At 72.5% G+C, this 22,949-nt stretch carries 23 protein-coding genes and 1 pseudogene; 12 read left to right on the plus strand and 12 right to left on the minus strand.

Annotation, left to right across the window (positions count from 1 at the left end):
* Window positions 1-225 precede the first annotated feature (225 nt).
* Window positions 226-1,497 (plus strand): HesA/MoeB/ThiF family protein, encoded by a 1,272-nt coding sequence (locus ACZ7M2_RS05340; protein WP_471594523.1) that lies wholly within the window; start codon window positions 226-228, stop codon window positions 1,495-1,497.
* Window positions 1,494-2,654: a hypothetical protein gene (locus ACZ7M2_RS05345; protein ID WP_471594196.1), complete on the plus strand. Its 1,161-nt coding sequence runs from the start codon at window positions 1,494-1,496 to the stop codon at window positions 2,652-2,654. The genes ACZ7M2_RS05340 and ACZ7M2_RS05345 overlap by 4 nt, the downstream gene beginning before the upstream one ends.
* Window positions 2,655-2,676: 22 nt before the next feature.
* On the opposite strand, the gene ACZ7M2_RS05350 is transcribed toward ACZ7M2_RS05345, so the two are convergent.
* The 4 genes and pseudogenes from ACZ7M2_RS05350 to ACZ7M2_RS05365 all read right to left on the minus strand — a co-directional run bounded on the left by ACZ7M2_RS05350 (window position 2,677) and on the right by ACZ7M2_RS05365 (window position 6,227).
* Window positions 2,677-3,453, minus strand: coding sequence for an SDR family NAD(P)-dependent oxidoreductase (locus tag ACZ7M2_RS05350; RefSeq protein WP_471594197.1), 777 nt, complete (start codon window positions 3,451-3,453; stop codon window positions 2,677-2,679).
* Between the two features lie 88 nt (window positions 3,454-3,541).
* Window positions 3,542-4,933, minus strand: coding sequence for an RNA polymerase subunit sigma-70 (locus ACZ7M2_RS05355; RefSeq protein ID WP_471594198.1), 1,392 nt, complete (start codon window positions 4,931-4,933; stop codon window positions 3,542-3,544).
* Window positions 4,934-5,006: 73 nt separating this feature from the next.
* Window positions 5,007-5,272, minus strand: a pseudogene (locus ACZ7M2_RS05360) (DMT family transporter); the annotation flags it as partial.
* On the minus strand, window positions 5,256-6,227 hold the full coding sequence (locus ACZ7M2_RS05365; RefSeq protein WP_471594199.1) for an EamA family transporter: 972 nt from the start codon (window positions 6,225-6,227) through the stop codon (window positions 5,256-5,258). The pseudogene ACZ7M2_RS05360 and the gene ACZ7M2_RS05365, both read right to left, overlap by 17 nt.
* Window positions 6,228-6,397: 170 nt before the next feature.
* On the opposite strand from ACZ7M2_RS05365, the gene ACZ7M2_RS05370 reads away from it, so the two are divergent.
* Window positions 6,398-6,895, plus strand: coding sequence for a MarR family winged helix-turn-helix transcriptional regulator (locus ACZ7M2_RS05370; protein WP_471594200.1), 498 nt, complete (start codon window positions 6,398-6,400; stop codon window positions 6,893-6,895).
* 38 nt (window positions 6,896-6,933) lie between these two features.
* Here ACZ7M2_RS05370 and ACZ7M2_RS05375 read toward each other — a convergent pair whose 3' ends face one another.
* Together ACZ7M2_RS05375 and ACZ7M2_RS05380 are read right to left on the minus strand one after the other, a co-directional pair.
* Window positions 6,934-7,431, minus strand: a complete 498-nt coding sequence (locus tag ACZ7M2_RS05375) for a hypothetical protein (protein WP_471594201.1) — start codon at window positions 7,429-7,431, stop codon at window positions 6,934-6,936.
* A gap of 565 nt (window positions 7,432-7,996) precedes the next feature.
* A complete protein-coding gene (locus ACZ7M2_RS05380) occupies window positions 7,997-9,514 on the minus strand; it encodes an FAD-dependent monooxygenase (RefSeq protein WP_471594202.1) in 1,518 nt (505 codons plus the stop codon).
* Window positions 9,515-9,627: 113 nt separating this feature from the next.
* Here ACZ7M2_RS05380 and ACZ7M2_RS05385 point away from each other — a divergent pair, with 113 nt between their 5' ends.
* On the plus strand, window positions 9,628-10,221 hold the full coding sequence (locus tag ACZ7M2_RS05385; protein ID WP_471594203.1) for a TetR/AcrR family transcriptional regulator: 594 nt from the start codon (window positions 9,628-9,630) through the stop codon (window positions 10,219-10,221).
* A gap of 129 nt (window positions 10,222-10,350) precedes the next feature.
* Here the strand turns inward: ACZ7M2_RS05385 and ACZ7M2_RS05390 are convergent, their stop codons facing one another.
* From ACZ7M2_RS05390 to ACZ7M2_RS05400, 3 genes are all read right to left on the minus strand, one after another.
* Window positions 10,351-10,590: a hypothetical protein gene (locus tag ACZ7M2_RS05390; RefSeq protein WP_054231770.1), complete on the minus strand. Its 240-nt coding sequence runs from the start codon at window positions 10,588-10,590 to the stop codon at window positions 10,351-10,353.
* 181 nt (window positions 10,591-10,771) lie between these two features.
* Complete coding sequence (gene malQ / locus ACZ7M2_RS05395) at window positions 10,772-12,940, minus strand: 4-alpha-glucanotransferase (RefSeq protein ID WP_471594204.1); 2,169 nt, start codon at window positions 12,938-12,940, stop codon at window positions 10,772-10,774.
* A complete protein-coding gene (locus tag ACZ7M2_RS05400) occupies window positions 12,941-13,180 on the minus strand; it encodes a hypothetical protein (RefSeq protein WP_067370291.1) in 240 nt (79 codons plus the stop codon).
* 326 nt (window positions 13,181-13,506) lie between these two features.
* Here ACZ7M2_RS05400 and ACZ7M2_RS05405 point away from each other — a divergent pair, with 326 nt between their 5' ends.
* From ACZ7M2_RS05405 to ACZ7M2_RS05425, 5 genes are read left to right on the plus strand one after another with little or no spacing between them, the layout of a single operon-like run.
* Window positions 13,507-14,097 (plus strand): RNA polymerase sigma factor, encoded by a 591-nt coding sequence (locus tag ACZ7M2_RS05405; protein ID WP_471594205.1) that lies wholly within the window; start codon window positions 13,507-13,509, stop codon window positions 14,095-14,097.
* Window positions 14,094-15,125, plus strand: coding sequence for a zf-HC2 domain-containing protein (locus tag ACZ7M2_RS05410; protein WP_471594206.1), 1,032 nt, complete (start codon window positions 14,094-14,096; stop codon window positions 15,123-15,125). Before ACZ7M2_RS05405 ends, ACZ7M2_RS05410 begins: the two co-directional genes overlap by 4 nt.
* 41 nt (window positions 15,126-15,166) lie before the next feature.
* On the plus strand, window positions 15,167-15,946 hold the full coding sequence (locus tag ACZ7M2_RS05415; RefSeq protein WP_471594207.1) for an ATP-binding cassette domain-containing protein: 780 nt from the start codon (window positions 15,167-15,169) through the stop codon (window positions 15,944-15,946).
* Complete coding sequence (locus tag ACZ7M2_RS05420; RefSeq protein WP_471594208.1) at window positions 15,943-17,337, plus strand: hypothetical protein; 1,395 nt, start codon at window positions 15,943-15,945, stop codon at window positions 17,335-17,337. The genes ACZ7M2_RS05415 and ACZ7M2_RS05420 overlap by 4 nt, the downstream gene beginning before the upstream one ends.
* On the plus strand, window positions 17,334-17,963 hold the full coding sequence (locus ACZ7M2_RS05425; RefSeq protein WP_471594209.1) for a hypothetical protein: 630 nt from the start codon (window positions 17,334-17,336) through the stop codon (window positions 17,961-17,963). The genes ACZ7M2_RS05420 and ACZ7M2_RS05425 overlap by 4 nt, the downstream gene beginning before the upstream one ends.
* A 62-nt stretch (window positions 17,964-18,025) precedes the next feature.
* Here the strand turns inward: ACZ7M2_RS05425 and ACZ7M2_RS05430 are convergent, their stop codons facing one another.
* On the minus strand, window positions 18,026-18,562 hold the full coding sequence (locus ACZ7M2_RS05430; RefSeq protein WP_067370302.1) for an HNH endonuclease: 537 nt from the start codon (window positions 18,560-18,562) through the stop codon (window positions 18,026-18,028).
* Window positions 18,563-18,835: 273 nt separating this feature from the next.
* On the opposite strand from ACZ7M2_RS05430, the gene ACZ7M2_RS05435 reads away from it, so the two are divergent.
* Window positions 18,836-19,945, plus strand: coding sequence for a mechanosensitive ion channel family protein (locus tag ACZ7M2_RS05435; protein WP_471594210.1), 1,110 nt, complete (start codon window positions 18,836-18,838; stop codon window positions 19,943-19,945).
* Window positions 19,946-20,187: 242 nt separating this feature from the next.
* Window positions 20,188-20,778 (plus strand): Uma2 family endonuclease, encoded by a 591-nt coding sequence (locus ACZ7M2_RS05440; protein ID WP_471594211.1) that lies wholly within the window; start codon window positions 20,188-20,190, stop codon window positions 20,776-20,778.
* Between the two features lie 68 nt (window positions 20,779-20,846).
* On the opposite strand, the gene ACZ7M2_RS05445 is transcribed toward ACZ7M2_RS05440, so the two are convergent.
* On the minus strand, window positions 20,847-21,155 hold the full coding sequence (locus ACZ7M2_RS05445; protein ID WP_471594212.1) for a hypothetical protein: 309 nt from the start codon (window positions 21,153-21,155) through the stop codon (window positions 20,847-20,849).
* Window positions 21,148-21,723, minus strand: a complete 576-nt coding sequence (locus ACZ7M2_RS05450; RefSeq protein WP_471594213.1) for a hypothetical protein — start codon at window positions 21,721-21,723, stop codon at window positions 21,148-21,150. The genes ACZ7M2_RS05445 and ACZ7M2_RS05450 overlap by 8 nt, the downstream gene beginning before the upstream one ends.
* Window positions 21,724-22,079: 356 nt before the next feature.
* On the opposite strand from ACZ7M2_RS05450, the gene ACZ7M2_RS05455 reads away from it, so the two are divergent.
* Window positions 22,080-22,916, plus strand: a complete 837-nt coding sequence (locus tag ACZ7M2_RS05455; RefSeq protein ID WP_471594214.1) for a hypothetical protein — start codon at window positions 22,080-22,082, stop codon at window positions 22,914-22,916.
* The last annotated feature ends 33 nt before the right edge of the window (window positions 22,917-22,949 follow it).

A 22,949-nucleotide genomic window follows, 5' to 3' on the forward strand; every position in this document is an offset into this window, starting at 1 on the left:
CCTCCGCTGCTGTCGCCCGTGGTCTCCTTCTTGTCCAACGGGCGGATCACAATCTTGGTGGGCACCCCAACTCCTCTCGTCAATAGGGACGTTGAGCGTTGCGGGCGCGATCGCCGACCGCGTCTTGTCAAGGCTCGACTCGGGGGACCAGAGTGTCAAGGCATGTACCTGTAACGGGAAGGGGTCCTGGTGACGGTGCCGGTCGACACGCTCCGCAGGCCCCGGATCAAGCCCGAGCACCGGCCGTACCGCACGATCGACGGCAACGTCCGCATCGGCAGCGTCATCCACGGTATCGGCGCCGAGATCGAGGACCCGCAGGGCTGGGTCTGGACGCTGGTCGAGACGATGGACGGAACGCGGGAGCCGTCGGCGGTGGTAGGCGAGGTGCTGCGGGCGCATCCCGAACTTCCCGACCTCACGCCCGAGGACGCCCGGCAGGCGATGGCGGACCTGCTCGACGCCGGGTTCGTGGAGGACGCGGCGGCGCCCGTGCCGGTGTCCGAGCGGGAACGGCTGCGCTACAGCCGGGGGGTGCCGCTGCTGCGCTGGATGGACCTCGGCCCCCGGACGAGCCCCTGGGACGCCCAGCTCCGGCTGCGCCGGGCCCGGGTGCTGCTGGTCGGCGTCGGCGGCACGGGCGGGTACGCCGCGCAGAGCCTGGTCGCCTCCGGGGTCGGCCGTCTGCACTGCGTGGACCCGGACGTGGTGGAGCTGTCCAACCTCAACCGCCAGCCCCTCTTCCGCGAGTCCGACCTCGGCCGCCCGAAGGTGACGGCCGCGCTCGCCACCCTGCGGGCGCTGAACTCGGACGTGACGGTGACCGGGGAGCGCCGGGAGATACGACATCCGGCGGACCTGGCGGAGCTGATACGGACCGGGGCCCCCGAAGCCCCGAGCCCGTCGGAGCAGGGCGGACCGCCCCAAGCCCCGAGCGAGCCGATACAGGCCGGGGCACCCGACGTCCCTCCCCCGGCGCGGGGCTCGTACGACCTTCTCGTCCTCGCCGCCGACCGTCCCGACGACATCCGTCGCTGGGCGAACCGTGTCTGTCTGGCCGCGGGCCTGCCCTGGGTCGACGCCGGCTACCGCGGCCCGCTGGTGACGGCCGGGGTCCACGTACCGGGCCGGGGTGCCTGCTGGGAGTGTCTGCGGGCCGGTGAGGTGGCCCGCCGCGAGCTGCGCCTGGCGCCCGGCCAGGACGACGGGGTCGCCTCCCCGCACCTGCCGTGGAACCCCGCGACCGCGGTCACCGCGGGCCTGTCCGGCGGACTGCTCGCCCACGCGGCCCTGGCCCTCCTGACCGGCGTCCCGGCGCTCGACCCCGGCTTCCGCTTCGGGATGAACCTGATGCTGCCGGGCGACCCGGTGCTGCAGCGATTCCCCCGGCGGCCCGACTGCCCGGCGTGCGGCGACGGACCCGCCGACGGAGCTACCGGCACGAGCGGAGTCATCGGCACGAGCGGAGCCACCGGCGCGGCCGGGGAGCGCGCGTGAACCGCGTGCGCCTGCACACCCTCGACTCCCGCCCCGACGGCGACGAGTGGATCGTCGGCCGGCTGGCGACGGGCCGGTTCGTGGCGCTGCCCGAGGTCGGCAAGCAGGCGCTGGACCTGCTCGGGCAGGGGCTGAGCACCGCCGAGGTCGGACAACGGCTGCGGGAGACCACCGGCGACGACATCGACGTGGCCGACTTCGTCGAGGCGCTGGTGGACCTGGGGTTCGTCGCCGAGGTGGACGGACGGGAAGTGGACTCGCCACCCCCGCCGAAGCCGACGCTCGCCCGGATCAGGCCCCGCCATGTGCGCTGGGCGCTCAGCCCGGCCCTGCCCGCCCTCATCGCCCTGCTGATCACCACCACCCTCCTCGCCCGCCCGCCCGTTCCCCTCAGCTACCACACCCTCCTCTGGAGCCCGCACGGCAGCGCGGTGATCGCACTCGGCGCGGGCTTCGGCTGGACGCTCCTGCTGCTCCACGAGTGCGCGCACCTGGTGACCGCCCGGGCGACCGGCGTGCCCGGCCGGATGCGCCTCGGCACGCGCCTGCAGTTCCTGGTCATGCAGACGGACATCAGCGGCATCGAACTCGCTCCGCGCCGCCACCGGTTGACCGCCTACCTCGCCGGGATCGCGACCAACCTCACCGTCGCCTCCCTGGCCGCCCTCGCCGCGGGCGCCACGCACGGCACCCCCCGCCGGATCCTGGCCGCCGTCGCCCTGCTCGCCCTGCTCCCCCTCCCCTTCCAGCTCATGGTCTTCATGCGAACGGACCTGTACTTCGTGCTCCAGGACCTGACGCGCTGCCGCGATCTGTACGGGGACGGGGTGGCGTACACGAAGTACGCGGCACGACGGGCGCTGCGCCGTACCACCGCCCCGGACCCCAGCCTCGAACTCCCCGCCCACGAACGGCGGGCGGTGCGCGCGTACAGCGTGGTGCTCGTCGTCGGCACCACGCTGTGTCTCGCGTTCCTCGCGAGCATCACCCTGCCCGCGGACATCACCCTGTTCGCCCGCGCGGTGGCGCACCTGGGCCCCGGCCACTCCCCCGCCGTGCGCCTCGACGCGACGGCCGTCGTGGTCGCGCTCGGCGGGGTGCATGTGCTGTGGGCCCGCACGTGGTGGCGCGACCGCCGCGGCCGTCGGTCGTCCTAGCCGGTCGTCCTAGCCGGTCGTCCTAGCCCGGGAACATCCCGCCGGTGACGTTGACGAAGGTGCCGGTGATGCCGCCCGCCTGGTCGGAGGCGAGGAAGGCGGCGGTCGCGGCGATCTCGGGGAGGGTGGGGTTGCGGCGGGTCATGCGCATTCCGGCCAGGTTCGCGAGCAGGCCCTGGAGGGCGTTCTCGTCGAGGGCCATGGCGCTGTCGACCGCGGCGAGCTTCTCGCGGGTCAGCGTCTCGGGCACGCCGGCCGCCCACAGGCCCACGGCCCGCACCCCGCGCGGCCCCAGTTCCATCGCCAGGTTGCGTACCAGCGTGTCGATCGCCGCGTCGGCCGGACCCGTTCCGCCCATCATCGGACTGCCGTGCGCCGAACCGCTGTTGAGCGTGAGGACCACGCCGGAGCCCCGCTCGGCCATACGGCGGGCGGCGGCGCGGGCGGTGACGACGTTGGCGCGGATGCCGGTGACGACCGGGCGTACGAAGTCGTCGACGGGCATGTCGAGCAGCGAGGCACCCTGCACATCACCCCGGGTGACGAGGTTGAAGGAGATGTCGACGGCGTCGAGCGACGCGATGTGCGCCTCGACCGCCGCCTCGTCGAGCGCGTCGACGACCGCCGTCCCGGCGTGGCCGCCCTCCGCCTCGATGTCCTTGGCCACCGCGTCGAGCGTCGCCGCCGTACGCCCCACGAGGTGCACGTGGGCACCCTCGCGGGCGAAGGTACGGGCGACGGCGCCGCCGATGGATCCGCCGGCGCCGTAGATGACCGCGGTCTTGTCGGTGAGCAGCATGGTGAACCTCCGTGAGGTGGATTGTCAGAGCGGCCCGTACGAGTCAGCCGTACGAGTCGGTCATGCAGACGTACGCGCCGTCTCTCACTCATCGGTCGGCGGGCAGCCGCAGCGGCAGTCCGAACGCCGGGAAGAGATGCGGCTCGAAGGAGGTGATCTCCACGATCCGGTCGCCCTCGATACGGAGGACGTCGAGGACCTGCGCGCGGTAGACGGTCGTACCCGGGCGCCGGACGTAACCCCCCGCCGCGAGCTGCCCGTTGGCGCGGGCGGGCAGGTGGCGCCAGTGGCCGAGGAACATCGGGGAGGCGGGGTCGAGGCTGACGGACAGGAACTCCACGAGCGCCTCGCGGCCGACGAACCAGAACGGGTTCGGCGGCATGGTGAGCGTGATGTCCTCGCTGAGCAGGGTGGCGACCTCGGTGAGGTCGAGGCGTTCGGCGGCGGCCATGTAACGCGCCAGGATCTCGCGCTCACGGACGTCCGCCTCCGCGGTCCACTCGGCGCGGCGGCGGGGCAGGTGGTCGCGCAGGGTGGGCCGGGCCCGTTGCAGCGCGCTGTTGACCGAGGCGACGGTCATGTCCAGTACCGCGGCGGCCAGCCCCAGGACGTCGCGCAGGACGACGACGGCGCGCTGGCGGGGCGGCAGATGCTGGATCGCGGCGAGGAGGACGAGCTCCATGGTCTCCCGGGAAACGGCGAACGCGTCGGGCTGCTCCTCGGTCGAGGGCAGGTCGTCGTCGGGGTAGGGCTGGAGCCAGGTGACGCGGGCCGGGGGCTCGGCGCCGCCGTGGTTCATCCCGGGCAGCGGCTCGTACCGCTGTGGGCGGCGCGCCGTGCGCCGCTGGAAGTCCAGGCAGGCGTTGGTGGCGATCCGGTACAGCCACGTCCGTACGCTCGCCCGCCCCGCGAACCCGTCCCGGGCCCGCCAGGCCCGCAGGAACGTCTCCTGCACGAGGTCCTCGGCATCGTCGTACGAGCCCGACATCCGGTAGCAGTGCACGCGCAGTTCACGCCGGTACGACTCGACGAGCGCGGCGAAGTCGCTCTCCGCGAGGCCCACTTCCGTAACGGTGCCGGTCGTGACGAGATCCACCGCACCGGGCTCGTCCATGACGCGCTCGTCCATGACGGGGTCCGCAGTACCGGGGTCCGCAGTACCGGGGTCCGCCGTACCGGGATCCGCCGTACCGGGATCCGCCGTGTCGCGGGCCGTCCGGGCGATGCGCCGCAACCGTCCCACGGAGGTGGCCAGCTCGCTCACCCCGGAGTAGAAGACGGCGGGCGGAGCCGGGACCAGCTCACGGACCTGCCGCCCGACCTCCTCGATGAGCCCCTGGGCGGTGTCCGCGGGCGCCGCCCGCCGCTCCCGGTACGCCCTCTGCCGACAGGCGGCCGAGCAGTACACGGAACTCCGCCCCTTGCGCCCGGTCCGCCCGGCCAGCGCCTTCCCACAGCCAGGACACACACCGTCGACCACAGGAACCTCCAGGAATCGGGGGGATGGGGGGATGGGGATGGGAATTACGTCACGCGCGGACGACGTGACGTTATCGCCGCTCCCCCAGTCGTATGCCACCGATCCGTTCGTACAACGCCATCAGCACCGGGGACGCGGCCATGATCATGCCCATGTTGGTGGCGGAGGTGGCGCTGCCGGCCTGGTCGACCAAGGTGCCGCCAGCGCGATCACCCAGCGCCACAGCGCCTGCCGCACCGGCGGCACGCTGTCGTGCAGCGCGCGCGAGACGACGAAGCTGCCGGACCAGACCACGGTGGCGACCCCTGCCAGGACGGACCGACTACCGTCGCAAGGCAGGAACCGTCACGTCCATCGAATCTTTTCGATCATTCCTTTCAGAAGAACTGAACGATCCAGCGGGAGCCGGCCGCCCGCCCCGCGGCCCGAGCTGACGCGGCCCGACCTGGCCGAACACCGTCGCCCCGAACGCCAGTACCATCCCCGCCACCTGCACAGGTGTCAGCGACTGCCCCAGCGCCGCCCAGCCGATGACGGCCGCGGTCAGCGGCGACAGTGGGCCGAGGAAGGTGACCTGGGTGGCGCTGAGCCGGCCGATGCCCCGGAACCAGAGCCAGTACGCCACCGCCGTGTTCGCCAGGGCGAGGTAGAGGTATCCGCCGACCGCCCGGCCGTCCAGCGCGGGCGGCGCCCCCTCGACCAGGAGGGCGACCGGGACGATCAGCAGCCCGCCCGCCGTCAACTGCCAGGCGGTGAGCGCCAACGGACCGACCCCGTCCGGCCTGCCCCACCGCTTGGTGAGCACCGTGCCGGTGGACATCGACGCGGTCGCGGCGAGCGCCGCGAGGACCCCCACCGCGTCCAGCGCGCCCGCCGCCTTCAGCACGACGAGGCTGACACCGAGGGCCGCGGCGATACCGGTCAGGAGCGTCCGCAGGGTCGGGCGGTCACCGAGCAGCAGCGCCGCGAGGCCCGCGACGAACAGCGGCCCGACCGAGCCGACGACCGCCGCCATACCGCCGGGCAGCCGATACGCGGAGAGGAACAGCAGCGGGAAGAAGGCGCCGATGTTCAGCGCGCCCAGCACCGCCGCCTTCCCCCACCAGGCGCCGCGCGGCAGCACCCGGGCCAGCGCGAGGAGCAGCAGCCCGGCGGGCAGGGCTCGCATCACCCCGGTGAACAGGGGGCGGTCGGCGGGGAGGAGCTCGGTGGTGACGGCGTAGGTACTGCCCCAGGAGACGGGGGCCAGCGCGGTCAGGGCTATGAGAGCGGGACGGTTCGCGTTCGCGGCCATGAGGGCACCCGATTCCAAAGTAGGTCAGTGAAAAGTAGATTAGCCCTAAGCGGCTTTCAGTCAAGCTACTTTTCGCTGAGCTACTCACCACAAAGCAACTCCCTCGTCAGCTACTTCCTCGTCAGCTACTTTCTTGCGGGCAATCGACCCCTCGGCGGATACTCGCCCCCATGAAGACGCCCCAGGACCCGGTCGACGCGATCATCGAGCAGTGGGCCACCGTCCGGCCGGACCTCGACACCGCCGCGATGGAGGTCTTCGGCCGCGTCTTCCGGCTCGCCCGCACGATGGGCGACCGGATGGAGAAGGCGTACGCGCCCTACGGGATCTCGCGCGGGGAGTTCGACGTGCTCGCGACCCTGCGTCGCTCGGACGCCCCGCACACCCTCTCGCCCCGGCAGCTCTCGGCAACGCTCATGCTCACCACCGGCGGAATGACCGGGCGCCTGGACAAGCTGGAACGCGCGGGGCTGCTACGGCGCTCCCCGGACCCGCACGACCGGCGCGGACTCCAGGTGACGCTCACGGACAAGGGGCTGCGGCTCATCGACGAGGCCGTCGTCGCGGGACTCGCCGTCCAGACGGAGGCCCTGGCCCACCTCGACGAGGAGCGAGCCGGTCAACTGGCCGCACTGTTGCGCGAGTTGCTGATGGGCACCGGCGCCTAGGGTCTCGGCCGGGCCGGCCGAGCCCGGCCCTGCGGGCCTCAGCTCGCCGTGGCGACCCGGCTCGACCTGACGCGTATCACGGCGAGCCGGCCCAGGACCTGAGCCAGTGCCATCAGCAGCAGCGCGGCGGTCCAGGCGGCGGAACCGGTGATCAGGTTGTCCTGGCTGAACCGCACCAGGCTCCCGGAACCGCTATGAGTGGCCCAGTACTCGAACCCGGCGCGCGAGGCCATGCCGACGATCCACAGGAGTGCGGCGAGTGCCCCGGCGCGGGCGAACGCGATCCCGTCCGAGGCGCGGCTCAGCCGGGTGGCCGCGCCGCAGGCGACGCCCAGGACCACGCCGGCGACGACACCGACGATGTCGAGTCCGAGGTCGTGCCCCTGGGTCGGGAAGGACTTGAGGTAGTAGGCGGCCGCGGCGGCGACGGCCACGAGCGGCAGCAGCGTGTTGTGCAGCGTCTGCCGAACGCCTCGGATCTGCGGGATCACGAGGAGGACGAGGGACGCGGAGATCACGTAATCGGTCGTCGTCATGCCCATGAGCTTGCGCTTCACGACGCGGAACCACCTCGGCTCCAGGGTGGAGCCGAGGGTGGGTTTCCGCCTCAACCCACGGGTTGAGATCCAGGATCCGTCTTCAATGATCATTGGATGATGGTTCATCAGCGTCGGGCGGCCCGACCCGAACAGCTCAGACGCCGACCAGTAGAAGCAGAACTTGACGAAACGCTACTGGCCGGGAGGGAGACGTCGGCGTCCCCGGAACCGGCCGGCCGCCCCAGGGCCGCGGCGAACTCCGGCCCCCAGCCGAGGATCACCTGATCGAGATCCTCCGGCCGCCCGGACCCGCCCGCGGCCGGGACATGCCGGATCCAGGTCGCATGCGCGCGCGGCGGCGACCGGGGGCGCCTGCGGCTGCCGATCGCGGTCGCTTCGTCGGGCCCGGTCCGCGGTCGCGAGCGTGACGATCTTCTGTTTTATGCGCAAGTACACGTGTTCCTCAGAGCGCGGACCCCAACGCGCAACACGAGGGCGGCCCGACCGGCCGGGGGAAAGCTCGGACCCGCGCCGTCGAACGACGCGTCACCATCGGTCGTGATCAGTTCGACGGCTGATCCTCGCCCAGCGCCGCCGCCAACGCCCTCTCGACGGCCGCCGCGTCGGGGGATTCGGCGGCCCAGGCCACATATCCGTCGGGCCGCACCAGCAGGATCGTACGCCGGTCGCTCGCCCAGCTCTCCACGGTGAGACGGTCCTTGCGGCCGTTGAGGTCGTTGAGGTCGTACGCCCGGACGGCCGCCGTCGGTGCGACGAGGACAAATCGGCCGCCGCGCAGGGCCTCGTAGAGGCGGCCGTCCTTCAGGGCGACGTCGGGGACCCTGGTGCCGACGAGGGCGTGAGAGCCGCGTGGGGCCCGGTAGGCGAAGCCGATGCCGGTGATCTGGCCCGCCGCCTTCCGGCCCACGGGGCCGACGCCGTTGAGGACCGTGGTGAGCGCGGAGCGCAGCGCCAGCGTCCAGGGGCGCTTGGCCATCGCGAGCCGGACGATCCCGCCGCTGCTGCGCAGCACCGCCTTGCCGACGGGGTGGCGCTCGGCCTGGTAGGTGTCCAACAGGCCCGTGTCCGCGTGGCCGTTGACGACCAGCGCGAGTTTCCAGCTGAGGTTCGCCGCGTCCTGGAGGCCGGTGTTCATGCCCTGCCCGCCGGCCGGGGTGTGGACGTGGGCGGCGTCACCGGCGAGGAAGACCCGCCCGACCCGGTACGCGGGTGCCTGGCGCTCGTCGCTGTGGAAGCGGGACATCCAGCGGGCGTCGTGCATGCCGTAGTCATGGCCGAGGGAGAGCCGGACGATCTCCTTGACCTCGTCGAGTTCGAGCGGCGCGCTGTCGGGGACGTCGCGGCCGCGGTGCCAGCCGATCACGCGGTAGTAGCCGTCGCCGAAGGGCACCATGAAGGCGAAGGCGTCGCCGACGGCGTTGGCGGTGAGGATCGACTCCGGCTCCTCGGCGAGCAGGACGTCGGCGAGGACCACGGACCGGATGACCGACTTCCCGGGGAACGGCAGCCCCACCGCCTCACGCACCGCGCTGCGCATCCCGTCCGCCCCGACGACGTACGCGGCCGCCAGCTCCCCCGCCGCCCCGTCCGCACCGCGGACCTCGAGCGTGACGCCCGCCGCACCCTGGCGCAGTCCGGTCACCTCGGTCTCGTACACGAACCGCACCCCGGCCTCGACCGCCCGCCGCTCCAACGCGCGCTCCACCTCGTACTGCGGGATCACGAGCAGGTGGTTGAAGCGGGAGGGGAGCGTGTCGAGGGCGACGGAGAGCCGGCCGAAGAGGCGGATGCGGTCGACGGTCCGGCCGTGACTCTCCAGCTCGTCGGCGAGACCGCGGGCGTCGAGCTGCTCCAGGGTGCGGGCGTGCAGGACGAAGGCGCGGGAGAGGTTGCTGATCCCGTGCGGGCGCTTCTCGACGAGGGTGACGGGGACACCGGCGGCGGCGAGGTCTCCGGCCAGCAGGAGGCCGGTGGGGCCGGAGCCGACGACGATCACGTTCCGGGACGCGGTGGTGCCGTTCGCGTTGCCGTTCACCTTGCCGTTCGTCTTGCCGTTCATGGCGGCCTCCTGATGCCAACACTTGTTGGTCAACGTTTGTTGGCCAACGCTTGTTTACCAACATAGGGAGCCCTCTCTGGACTGTCAACAGCTGTTGGCCTACGGTTGTTGGCATGCCCGACAAGGAACTCCCCGCACCCGCCCCGTCCCCCGCGGCCCGCCGCTCGGACACCACCCGCACCGCCATCCTCACCGCCGCGCGCGAACGCTTCGCCGCAGACGGCTACGAGCGCGCCACGATCCGCGCGATCGCCAAGGACGCACGGATCGATCCGTCGATGGTGATGCGGTACTACGGCTCGAAGGAAGGACTGTTCGCCGCGGTCCTCGACGTCGACCTGCGGCTGCCGGGCCCGGACGGGCTGGACCCGCACGAGGTGGGCCGCGTCCTGGTGGGCCACTTCCTCGACCTCTGGGAGGAGAACGAGGTCCTCACCGTGCTGCTGCGGGTCGGCGTGACCAATCCGGACGGCGCCGCGCGCATGCAGGGCATCTTCCGTGACCAGCTCCTGCCGGTCACGCTGCGCGTGTGCCCCGACCCGGAGCAGGCGCCGGCGCGGGCCGCGCTGACCGCCTCACAGGTGCTGGGCATGGCGATGGCCCGCTACGTCCTGCGGTTCCCGCCCGCCGTCGCGCTGCCGCGCGAAGAGGTCGTGGCGTGGCTGGCGCCGACGGTGCAGCGGTATCTCACGGCGCCGCATCCGTGACGGGCCCCGAAAAGGCTTCCCCGGAAACACGTCGAGGGAGCCCCCGCACCCGGTGGGTGCGCGGACTCCCTCGATCGAGAAGGATCCAGGCCTCGGCGCGCGGCCGGGGCTTCAGGAAGCGAGCCGGAATCAGGTCCGCTTCGGCTGCTTGTCAGACTTGTCCAGGACCATCACGAGGCCCGCGATGACCAGGAACAGGACGATCGGCGTCACGACGTAGAGGCCGAGCGTTTCGATCACGCTCAGGCCCTTGCCGGGGTCGTCACCGTCGTCGCGGGTCAGCGCGAGCGCGGGGGACGACATGAGCAGCATCATCAGCGTCGTACCGGAAGCCAGGGCGCCGGCGCGCAGGGCGTTCTTCTTGTCCACGGTGCAAACGTAGCGAACACCTGAATGAGTCGCGCGCCCGGGGTGCCGTACGGAGGCCGCACCCCCGCCCTGACGCCCCGCTCACCCGTCTCGGTCACGCCCGCTCACACGCCTCCGTCACGCCCGCTCACACTCCCACCGTCACCCCGTTCATCGCTCCCCCGGTCAATCGCTCCTCCGGTCAATCGCTCCCCCAGCCATCGCTCACGCGGCCCTCACGTCCACCGCGCCCCCCGGACCGTCCCCGCAGCACGTCGATCAACGCGTACAGCCGGGGCGAGGCCGCCAGCTCCTCCAAGGTCACCGGGCGGCCTTCGGCGTCGGCGATGGGCAGTCGCCAGTTCGGGTACTGGTCCCACGTGCCCGGCAGGTTCTGCGGTCGCCGGTCCCCGACCGTGTCCGGGAGCCACACGCCGATCATGCGGGCCGGGGTGCGCAGCAGGAAGCGGTGCACGGCCTGGATCTCGGCCTCCTCCGACACCGCCGAACCGGCGTCGCCCGCCCCGTGCAGCAGCCCGAGGCGGGCGAGCAGCGCCAGCCACTCCCCCGTGTCCGCCGTGGCCGCGGTCCGCTCGTCCTCCAGGGAGCCGGTGAGCAGGCCGAGCCGGTCGCGGAGTTCGACGTGGTCGCCGGTGAGCCGGGAGGCCGTGGGCGGCAGGTCGTGCGTGGTGGCGGTGGCCAGGCAGTCGGGGCGCCAGCGCTCGGGGGGCAGGGGCTTCCCGTCGCCGTCCCAGTCCCGTTCGAACCACAGCACCGAGGTGCCGAGCACCCCGCGCTCGTGCAGCGTCTCTCGTACGCCGGGCTCCACCGTGCCGAGATCCTCGCCGATCACCAGGGCCCCGGCCCGCGAGGCCTCCAGGGTCAGGATCGCGAGCATGGCCTCGGCGTCGTAGCGGACGTACGTGCCCTCGGTGGGCGGCTGTCCCTGCGGCACCCACCAGAGCCGGAACAGGCCCATCACATGGTCGATGCGCAGGGCGCCCGCGTGCCGGAGGAGGGCGCGCAGAAGGCGGCGGTAGGGGGCGTAGCCCGAGGCGGCGAGGCGGTCCGGGCGCCAGGGCGGCAGGCCCCAGTCCTGGCCGCGTGCGTTGAAGGCGTCCGGGGGCGCGCCGACGGACATGCCGGCCGCGAAGTACTCCTGCTGCGCCCAGGCGTCGGCTCCGCCGGGATGCACGCCGACCGCGAGATCGTGCACGAGGCCCACCGCCATCCCGGCGTCGCGCGCGGAGCGCTGGGCGGTGGCGAGCTGGGCATCGGTGAGCCAGGCGAGGCGGCTGTGGAAGTCGACGCGGTCCATCAACTCGCCGCGGGCGCGGGTGGTTTCGGGTGAGCGCGGGTCACGCAGGCCCACCGGCCACCGCTGCCACTCGGGACCGTACGCCTCGGCGAGCGCGCACCAGGTGGCGTGGTCCTCCAGCGCCTCGCCCTCCTCGGCGAGGAAGTCGACGTAGGCGGCGCGTCGGCCGGGCCCGAGCGGCACTTCGTGCACCAGTTCCAGCGCTTCGCGCTTGAGCTCCCACACGGCGTCGCGGTCGATCAACGCGCCCTTGTGGAGCACGGATTCGCGCAGTCGCCCGGCACGCTCCAGCAGCGCCCCCACCCGGCCCGGATCGTCGACGTAGGCGAACTCGGGGATGTCCTCGACCCGCAGATGGACCGGGTCGGGGAAGCGGCGGGAGGAGGGCCGGTACGGGGAGGGGTCGGTGGGGATGCCGGGTACGGCCGCGTGCAGGGGGTTGACCTGCACGAATCCTGCACCGAGCGCCCGGCCGGCCCAGGCGGTGAGTTCGGCGAGGTCGCCGAGGTCGCCCATGCCCCAGGAGCGCCGGGAGAGGAGGGAGTAGAGCTGGACGAGGAGTCCGTACGTGCGTCCGGGCGGCGCGGGCAGCCGGGCGGGGGCGGCGACGAGGTGGGCCTCGGCGGTGCGGCCGTCGGGGGCGGTGGCGTGCAGGGTATGGACACCGGGCGGGAGCTGCTCGGCGGCGGCGCGGGTCTCGCCCTGTTCGGTGGTGATGCGCAGCCGGGTGCCGGTCGGCAGTCCGGCGAGCGCGGCGGGCGGGCTGTTGCCCCAGCACACCACCGTCGGCGGCAGCAGCCGCTCCCGTGTCTCGGCCTCCCGGGCGGCGAGGGCCGCGCGGACGGCGTCCGGGGTGCTCGCGTCGACGCCGAGCGCCGCCAGGGCCAGGGCGACCGCGGTGTCCGTGGCCGCGACCGTACGGTCCGGGGAGGGGCGGTAGGAGGTGGCGACGCCGTGCAGTGCGGCGAGCCGCGCCAGCGGTGCGTGCGGGTCGGGAGGACCGGCCGGCGAGGAGCCGGCGGGCGAGCGGTCCGCGGGCGGGCGAGGCGCCATCTATACCCCCGAGATGTCCGTGGCGGCGCCGGTGGAGACGGGCTCGCTGGTCAGGTGCGCGGCGTCGGCCAGCGGCGGTTCGCTGGTCAGCGGCTCGGCGTCGGGGAGGGGAGGTTCGCTGGTCAGCGGCGGTTCGGCGGAGGAGCCCTCGGCGCTGAAGACGCACACGTGGGGCTCGACGGAGGGCTCCGTCGGGCGTTTGGAGAGGGCCGAGAGCAGAAGGTGTGCCGATGCGGCCACGGGGGTCTCCTTGTCGTCGTACGGCGGGAAGCGGGATACCGCAGCTCTACCCAGCGGGCGCCGGGGCAGACGTACGAGGACGGACAAGGTGCGTTTGGTCACAGACCGTACCCGGCGCGGGGGCGCTCGGCACGGCGCGCGGGCCCGCACGAGTGCCGGCGTGCGGGACGCGGCACGGGGGACGCGGCGCGCCGGACGGCTCGGGACTACTCGGGACTGCTCAGGATTGCTCAGGAGTGCTCGGGACTGCCGTGAAGCGATGTGCCGTGGTGTGAACCGATGGGCTCGCGGGGGCCGATAGACAGGGTGTGAGACTGTTCCGCCCCATGGGGGGCCACCGGGAGGACGTGACGGACGCGGCGCTGCTGCGGGCCGTGGCGGACGGGGACTCGGCGGCGATGGCCGCGCTGTACGACCGGCACGCCGGCTGGCTGCACACACGGCTGACCCGGCGGTGCGGCGATCCCGAGGTCGTGCGGGAGGTGTTGCAGGACACCTTCGTGACCGTGTGGCGGTCGGCGGCCGCGCACCACGGCGCGGAGGCGGGCGGCTGGCTGTGGACGATCGCGGCGCGACGGCTCGTCGACGCGCGGCGGGTGCAGGAGCGGGCCGAGCGCGTCGAGTACACGGCGCCCGTGCCCGCGCCCTCCGCCGAGGAGCGCGTACTGGCGGGCCTGGAGTACGGGGACGTGGGTACGGCCCTGGACCGCATCTCGCCCGAACTCCGCGAGGTGCTGCGCGCCACGGTCGTCGACGGGCTGACCACGCGCGAGACCGCCCGGCTGCTCGGTATCCCGGAGGGCACGGTCAAGACCCGGGCGAGGCGCGCCCGCGCGGAACTCCGCGCGGCGCTCGCGCACCTGAATCCGCCCTCGGCCCCGTTCCTGGACCCATCGCTGCTGGGAGGCACGGCATGACCGGCTGGCACGCGTCCGACGACGTCGTCGCCCGTTACTCGGACGGTTCCCTTCCGGAGACGGACGCCTGGTCCCTGGAGAAACACCTGGAAGGCTGCGGCACGTGCGCCGCGCGGGTCTCGCGCGCGGCCCGGGAGGGGGCGGCGGGGGCGGTGCTCGCGGAGGTGCGGGACGCGGTGCTGACGGCGGTACTCGAGTCGGCGCCGGCCACGGCGGCCCGGCACGCGACGGCCACCTCGCCCTCCGCGACGGCGCCGACCCCCGCCGCCGTACCGACCGCACCTTCCGTACCGACCACACCTTCCGTACCCGGCGTACCGACCGCACCCCCCGTACCGACCGCACCGCCCGCACCCGCCGCCTCAAGGCGCCCCCGAGCCGTCGGGGGGCGGCTCGGGTGGATCCTCTGGGCGGCCGGGCCCGCCCTGCGCGGGGCCTGGGCGGGGGCCGTCGCGCTGGTCGCCGTGGGGGCGCTCGCGCTCGCCTACGGGGGCGGGTTCGACGGCACACGGCCGTTGCTGCTGGCCGTGGCTCCGATCGTGCCCGTGGCGGGGGTCGCCCTCTCGTACGGGCGGCACGCCGATCCACTGCACGAGATCGTCGCGACATCGCCCTCCGGCGGCCTGCGGCTGATGCTGATGCGGACGGCCGCCGTACTCGCGGTGAGCGTGCCGCTGCTGACGTCGGCGGGGTTGCTGCTCCCCGCCACCGACCCGCGCCTGCCGCAGGCACCCGCGGCGGCCGCCTGGCTGCTGCCCGCGCTCGCCCTGACACTGGCCACGCTCGCGCTGTCCGGGTACGTGGGCTGCCGTACCGCCTCCGCGGTGGTCGGCGGCGGCTGGCTGCTCGCGCTTGCGGCGCCCCTCCTCACGGCCCCCGACCCCGGCCTGACGGCCCGTCTCGCGCAGCGACTCTCCCTCTACTTCACCGGAGCCTCGCCGCAGTGGGGCTGGGCGGCCGCGGCCGCGCTCTGTGCCCTCCTCCTCGCCGCGCGCCGTTCCGCGTACGACCGTCTGGAGACGATGTGAACCCCCTTGGCAGGCCCGGCACTTCGACGACGGACGACGCCATGGGTACCGCGACCGCCTCCATACGAGTCTCGGGGCTGACCGTGCGGCACCGCAGGACCACCGCGCTGGACGCCGTCGACCTGGACTTCGGTCCCGGCGTCCACGGTCTGCTCGGCCCCAACGGCGCGGGCAAGACCTCCCTCATCCGGGTCCTGGCGACGATCGCGGAGCCCACCGCGGGCCGGGTGCGGATGCTCGGCAACGACCTCCGTCACCGGCACAAGCGCGCTGCGGTCCGCCGCGAACTGGGGTATCTGCCGCAGGACTTCGGGTACTACCCGGGGTTCACGGTGCGGGAGTTCGTGGCGTACGTGGCCTGGCTGAAGGAGGTACCGGCCGCTGCCGCCCCGGCCGCGGTCGAGCACGCCGTCGCCCGGGTCGGGCTCGCCGACCGTATCGACGCGAAGGTCAAAACGCTGTCCGGCGGCATGATCCGGCGCGTCGGCATCGCCCAGGCCGTCGTGAACGACCCCCGTGTCCTGCTCCTCGACGAACCCACCGCGGGTCTGGACCCCGAGCAGCGCGTGGAGTTCCGGGCGCTGCTGCGGGAGCTGGGCCGGACCGCCACGGTGATCGTCTCCACCCACCTGGTGGAGGACGTGGCCGCGGCCTGCACGGACGTCACCCTGATCGAGGCCGGCCGCGTCGCCTACCGCGGGACACCCCAGTCCCTCGCCGCCCTCGGCGCCGACGGCCACGAGTCCGACGGCAACGCGATCGAGCGCGGCTACACCACGGTCCTGCGCGGCCACCGCGCCTCGACGAGGGCCGCCCGGTGAACGTACGCATCCAGCCCCACGAGGAGCACGCGCCGCCCCGGGAGGCGCCCGCCCGGAGAGCGGGTTCCGCCCCCCACCCCCTCCGCGTCGAGTCCCTGCGCGGGTTCGCCCCCTGGGCGGCCGGGGCACTGCTGCTCGCTCTCGCCTGGACGCTCGCCGCCACATCGGCGCAGTGGCAGGGCAGTTGGGGTGTGACGACGGGCAAGCTGAGCACCGCGGCCGGCGTGATCGGCGTTCCGTTCGCGCTCGCGGCCGGCGCATGGCAGGGCGGCCGGGAGCGGCGGCTGCGGATGACGGAGCTGCGGGCCTCGACCGCTCGTACCCCGCTCGCCCAGCTCCTGACGGCCGCCCTGCCGCTCGCCTGCTGGCTGGCGGCGGCCTACCTCGTGGCGGTGGCCGGCGTGCTGCTCGCCTGCGCGCCGTACGCGTCGGCGGGCGGCCCGGTCCCGACCGTCTTCGCCGGGGCCGCGCTCTCCATCGCCGCGTGCACGCTGCTCGGTCAGGTGGCCGGGCGGCTGCTGCCCTGGCGGCTGACCGCTCCCACTCTCGCGATCTGCGGATACGTCCTGTACGGCACCCTCGGTCTCTCCGAGTCGGACCTCCACGGCCTCGCCCCCGCCTACCTGAGCCCGGTCGGCGACGACGACGTCCCGGTCTGGTGGTACCCGCTCGTATCGGCCCTGTGGCCGGCCGGGCTCGCCGCCACCGCGGCCCTGGCCCATGCCGCGTACCGCCGGGCCACCGCGCTGCTGCCGCTCGCGGCCGCGTTCGGCGCCGCGGTCGTCCTGGTCCACACGGGCGACGGCATGCTGCGCGACAACCCGCTCGCCCACCGCCAGGTGTGCGACGACTCCACCACCCCGCGTGTCTGCGTCAACGCCGTCCACCCGGGCATGCTGCCGGAGGTGTCCCACGCGCTGTCCGGTCTCACCGGCCGGCTGAAGGGCGTGCGGAACCTGCCGGTGCGCTTCGAGGATCTGCCGCGCTCCTCGCGCGGGGACGAGGCACAACTGCCGATGCTGACCCCGTTCGGCTGGAGCGCCGTCCGCGGCAACGTGACCGATCCGGAGCGGTACGCCTGGGAGGCCGCCGCGCTGCTGGTCCGCCCGGAGTGCGAGGAGCCGCCGTCCGCGCAGCGGGTTCGGGTCACCGACACGGTGGTCCTGCGCTGGCTGGCCCCGGATTCCGGTCACGAGAACCTGCGCAAGCGCCAGGTGGCGGTCGCCCGGCAGCAGGGTGACACGAAGGAACTCGCGACGTTCCGCGCCGAGGACAAGGCGTACGCGCACCTCACCGCCATGCCCGACGACGAGCGCCGCGCCCTGCTCGGCCGCTACTTCGCCACGGCCCACGACTGCGACCCGAACCCGAGCGAGGTCCCGTCCCTGTGAACTCCCCGCGCAGCGTCACCCCGCCGACCGCGCTCGCCCTTTACGTCCGCTCCCGCGGCCTCCCGACCACCCTGGCCGCGTTCGCCTGTGCCGCCCTCCTCACCCTCTGGGTCGCGGGCCGCCCGGACGCCTTCCTCGACCCGTACCGCAGGGTCCCGCTGCTCTCCCTCGCCCCGCTGCTGGCCTCGGCGGCGATCGGGCTGAGTCTCCACTCGTACGCGCGGGACCTGGACGACACCGCCGTACGCCCCTGGTGGCCGAGGCGCTTGGCTCATCTGCTGGTCCTCACCGCGCTCGCGGCGACGATGCTCGCGCTCGCCGTACCGGGACAAGCACAGGTGTTCGGTTCAGCGGGGATGGTCCGCAACACACTGGGCGCCGTCGGCATCACGGCGGCCGGGGCGGTTCTGTTCGGCGCCCGGGCGAGCTGGATGCCGACGATGCTGTACTTCAGCGCCGTGTACCTGTCGGCCGCCTCGCCGCGCATGAGCGGGGAGACAATCCTCACCTGGCCGATGCAGACGGGCCCACAGGCCGGCGCCTGGGCCGCCGCCCTCGCACTCCACGTACTGGGCTCGGCACTCTACGCGGTGCGCGGCGCCCGCCCCGAAGGACCCCGCGGCTGACGCGGGGCCGCACGGGGCGGACCACGGGTACCGGGGCCGGGGGAACACAAAGGCCCGGATCGTCAGGCGGAAATGCCGTCGATCCGGGCCATCGCATCCTCCGCGCCGTACGGCTGCAGGTAGGGCAGCCAGCGCGGGTCCCTATGCCCCGTTCCGATGATGCGCCAGGCGAGCCCCGTCGGCGGGGCGGGTTTGTGGCGCAGGCGCCAGCCGATCTCGACCAGGTGGCGGTCGGCCTTGGTGTGGTTGCAGCGGCGGCATGACGCCACCACGTTGTCCCAGGCGTGCTGACCTCCGCGGGAGCGCGGGATGACGTGGTCGACGCTGGTTGCGACGCCACCGCAGTACATGCACCGGCCGCCGTCGCGGGCGAACAGTGCCCGACGGGTCAGCGGAACGGGCCCCCGGTAAGGGACCCGTACGAACCTCTTCAGCCGGACCACGCTGGGCGCGGGGACAGTAACGGTTGCGCTGTGCATAAAGGCGCCGGATTCCTCGAGGCAGATGGCCTTGTTCTCGAGGACGAGGACGAGCGCGCGGCGGAGCGGTACGACGCCGAGTGGCTCGTACGACGCGTTGAGGACCAGGACGTGCGGCACGGATGCCTCCTTGTACGCCGGCGGCGCGTGGCTCGCGCCGGGACGATCTGCAGTCAGTCTCCCCTCTTGCCTGGTGGAAGCGCCACCATGTCCCGGTAACGGGCTGGGAGTGTTTTCGACCACACCCTCTTTCATCCCCAGGTGAGTACGGTCTCTCCCTCGAACATTGCAACGATCCACACACGATGCCCCGTTAGTGTGGTGGTTCTGCCCGCCGCTGCCCTCACATGTCCCCGAGCCGCGGGCGGACCGCTACGCCTGGAGGTACCTTCCGTGTTCTTGACCGCCCTGTTGGCCTCGGGGTCCACCCCGTCGCCGTCCCCCTCGGCGACGACGGACCCGACGACCGCCACGCTTCAGGACGCCCAGCAGAGCGCTACCAACGCCGCCAGCTGGGTCCAGCAGAACTGGTCCACGTGGCTGGCGATCGGTCTGCGCGTCCTGTTGATCCTGGTGATCGCCGGGGTACTGAGAGTGGTGGTGCGGCGGGCGATCACCAAGCTGATAGATCGCATGACCCGCACGGTCCAGGCGGTCGACGGCACGGCCCTGGGCGGCCTGCTGGTGAACGTCGAGCGCCGCCGGCAGCGCTCGCAGGCGATCGGCTCGGTCCTCCGCTCGGTCGCCTCCTTCCTGATCATGGGCACCGCCGCGCTGATGATCCTGGGCACGTTCCAGATCAACCTGGCCCCGCTGCTGGCCTCCGCCGGTGTCGCGGGTGTGGCGATCGGTTTCGGCGCCCGCAACCTGGTCACGGACTTCCTCTCCGGCGTCTTCATGATCCTTGAGGACCAGTACGGCGTCGGCGACACGATCGACGCGGGCGTCGCCTCCGGCGAGGTCATAGAGGTGGGCCTGCGCGTGACGAAGCTGCGCGGCGACAACGGCGAGATCTGGTACGTCCGCAACGGCGAGGTCAAGCGCATCGGCAACCTCTCCCAGGGCTGGGCCACGGCCGGCGTCGACGTCACGGTCCGCTCGCACGAGGACCTGGACAAGGTGAAGCGCACCCTCGACGAGGTCGCCGAGGCGATGACCAAGGAAGAGCCCTGGAACGAGCGCCTGTGGGGCCCGATCGAGGTCCTGGGCCTCGACAGCGTCCTGCTCGACTCGATGGTCGTCCGCGTCTCGGCGAAGACCATGCCCGGCAAGGCGATGAGCGTCGAACGCGAGCTGCGCTGGCGCATCAAGCGCGCCTTCGACGCCGCGGACATCCGCATCGTGGGCGGCCCCACGGCGCCTCTGGAGGAGGAGCCCATCGACCCGACCGCCGCGGTGGCGGCCCCGTCGGTCCTCGGCAACCCGGCCTCTCCCCAGTCGGAGGCGACCGCCCCCATCCCGGCCCCCGCCTCGGCCCCGGCCGCGTCGAGCGCGCCGAAGTAGGCCCTGGCCGTACGTGCGAGGGGGCGGCACCCGGGTGTTCCGGGGGTCGCCCCCTCGCCTGTACGACACCTTGACCGCCGTAACGGTTCAGCACGCTCGTTCGAGTGAACGCTCACGCCGTTCCCGGGTCGTACGGCGTACCGGTGCTCCATGGTTCTGCCGGGGCACCCAGAGCGGGCGGAGCCTGGCATCGACGTGGCGAGGAGAACAGCGATGAGCCCGAAGCCATCACGGAGCCGGTCATGACGCAGCAGGACCCCATCGGTCTGCTGATCGCGATCGAGGAGGCGGCACAGACGCCGATTCGACCCGAGTACGTCGAGGGGATGGCCATCGTGCCGCCGGCACCGAACGACAACCACAACGACGGTACGGGGGAGCTCTTCTTCCAGTTCCGCGTCGCCGGACACCGTCTGGTGGGCATGGGCAACGGCTACCGAGCAGCCCACAAGGACGGCACCACCATGTCCTTGCTCATCCCTGACCTCTACGTCCGCCGCCGCAAGCCGAGCGAACTCGACGACTCGTACCTCAAGGCCCACAGGGGCTGGTACCTCATCGACATGATCGCGCTGGTCGGCGAGGGCACCTCCACCAACCACGAGACGGACACCGGCCCCAAGCTGCGCACCTACGCCGCCGCGGGCGTTCCCGTCTACGTCCTGATCAACCGCAACGCCAAGACGGCCCACTGCCACACCGACCCGGTCCTGCCCGGCGACGACCCCACCAAGGCGTACTACGACTCCGAGACCAAGGTCGACCTGGGCGATCCGCTCCCGCTCCCCGCGCCGTATCCGACACTTGAGACGGCTCCGTTCCTGGAGAGCTGAGGCGACACGATCTCGCCGCGCGGGGAAACGACATCACAGTTCACCAGGTCGGGACCCACGCTCAGCCGTCAACCGGTCCGCTCACGCCCCGTCGCGTAGAACTTCCCCACGTAGGCGCCGGAAGGCAGGTCACTCTCCCGCATGAGTGAGAAGACCTCGGCCCCCTCGCCGGGTGTCCCGTCCATCCGGAACGACTCGGCGAAGCCCGTGTACTCGGTCTCCCCCAGCGCCGCGCAGTACTCCAGCGCCTCGACCTCCGCACGTCCGATGGCCTCGTCCGGCGAGTGAGCGGTCCACAGCGTCACCCGCTCCTCGTAGACGCCCAGCTCACGATGGCGGAAGACACACCGGACGCCGTACCACGACGGCTCAGCCACGAGCGCTCCCGGACTCCAGCCCGGTGACCCTGGCTATCTGACACACCGCGGCGAACGAGGACCCCTTGCCCAGTCCGGCCACCCCCAGGAGTCCCTCCCCGTCCCGGACGTCGAGGAGGACGTCTCCCGAGGGCGCGTCGAAGGACATCGATCCCCAGACCGACTGCTTCCCCCGCCCGGGACGCCACCGGAAGTGGATCTCCTCATGCCCCTTCTCGGCGACGAGGAACGCCCGCTCCGATGCCGCCAGTTCCTCGCGCACCCGCTCCTGCCACCCGTCCGAGGCCGACACCGGGCGCAGTACGTGCGTCTGCCGGTCGTCCAGCGCCTCGACGGAGAGCGGGATGCCGGTCGCACCGGCCCGCTGCCGCAGGGACCACACCCCGACGGCCGCCGCCGCGAGCGTGATGATCGCCCATGCCAGAGGGCCGAAGACCACTTCCCCGCTCACGGAATCCCACGTGAAACCGTCGTTCACGAGGTCGATGAACATCATGGTGAGCGCCAGCGGCACACACTTGGCCGCGGCCGCGCGCCAGCACGCCATCAGCAGCTTCACGAGCTTCATGAGCGAGGCCCCCGCCCCGCCCCACCCCGCACCGAACGGTTCACTCTCATGTGGCCGGATCCTATGAACAGGAACCTGTGAAGGTGACCGGATATCGCCCCCGCCACCATCCCCCTTCGGCGTCGCATTACCGTCCCCGGCGACGCAGATCACCCCAAAGCTCCGTACCCCCTCCCACCTGTACATCTGCCGATCGTGACGAAGCCGTGATGCGTCCGGAGCGCGTCCTCGAAATTAATCTCATTCACACACCCCCCGCATTTCGGCCACATCCGGAGGCCGTCTACTGTCGCCCCAACAGCGGCCCTTGTTCTGGAGCTCCACGCCCAGGGGCCCGCCTCGAATGTGGGGAATCCATGCGCAAGTTCGCCATAGGCACTGCCGTTTCCGGTGCCCTGGCCCTGTCCGCCCTGGCCGTGCCGTCCGCGTCGGCCGCCACGCCGGACCTCACCTTCTCCAAGGTGGTGGTCAACAGCGGCAAGGCGATCGTTGTCGGCACCACCAGCACGGTGAAGGTTCCGATCACGTACACCCTGACCCGTCCGGCCGATCTCGTCATCGACTACAAGACGAGCGCCGCGGGCATCATGCTCTACCGCGGCGCCTCCCTCTCGAAGATCTACAACGAGATGGAGCCCGACGACGTCCCGACCTGCACCGCGACGACCACGACCGCCACCACGGTCACGGAGTCCTGCACGGAGGTCATCGCCCTCGACCCGCAGGACTACCTGTACGAGGCGGCGGACGCCACCACCTGGAAGGCCGCCGGCTTCTACGGCCGCACGTCCCAGGACAACGACGCCTCCGACGGTCACATCAGCACGGAGTACGGCTTCGACCTCTGGGGCCCCCTCGGCTCCGTCCAGGTCAAGCGCGCCGCCAAGCTCACCACCAACGCCACCCCCGAGCCGGTGAAGAAGGGCAGGACCCTCACCGTCAAGGGCGCCCTGACCCGTGCCGACTGGGACACGACCACCTACACCGGCTACACGGGCCGGCCGGTCGCCCTCCAGTTCAAGGCCAAGGGCGCCACCGCCTACAAGACGGTCAAGACGGTGACCTCCGGCGCCAGGGGCGCCCTGACCACCACGGTCAAGGCCTCCGCCGACGGCTCGTACCGCTACAAGTTCGCGGGCACGACCACCACGGGCGCCGCCACGTCCACGGGCGACTACGTCGACGTGAAGTAACCGAGGACGGGGTCCTCCCCCGACTCACCCCAA

The sequence above is a fragment of the Streptomyces sp. NPDC111507 genome (genome assembly GCF_055638955.1).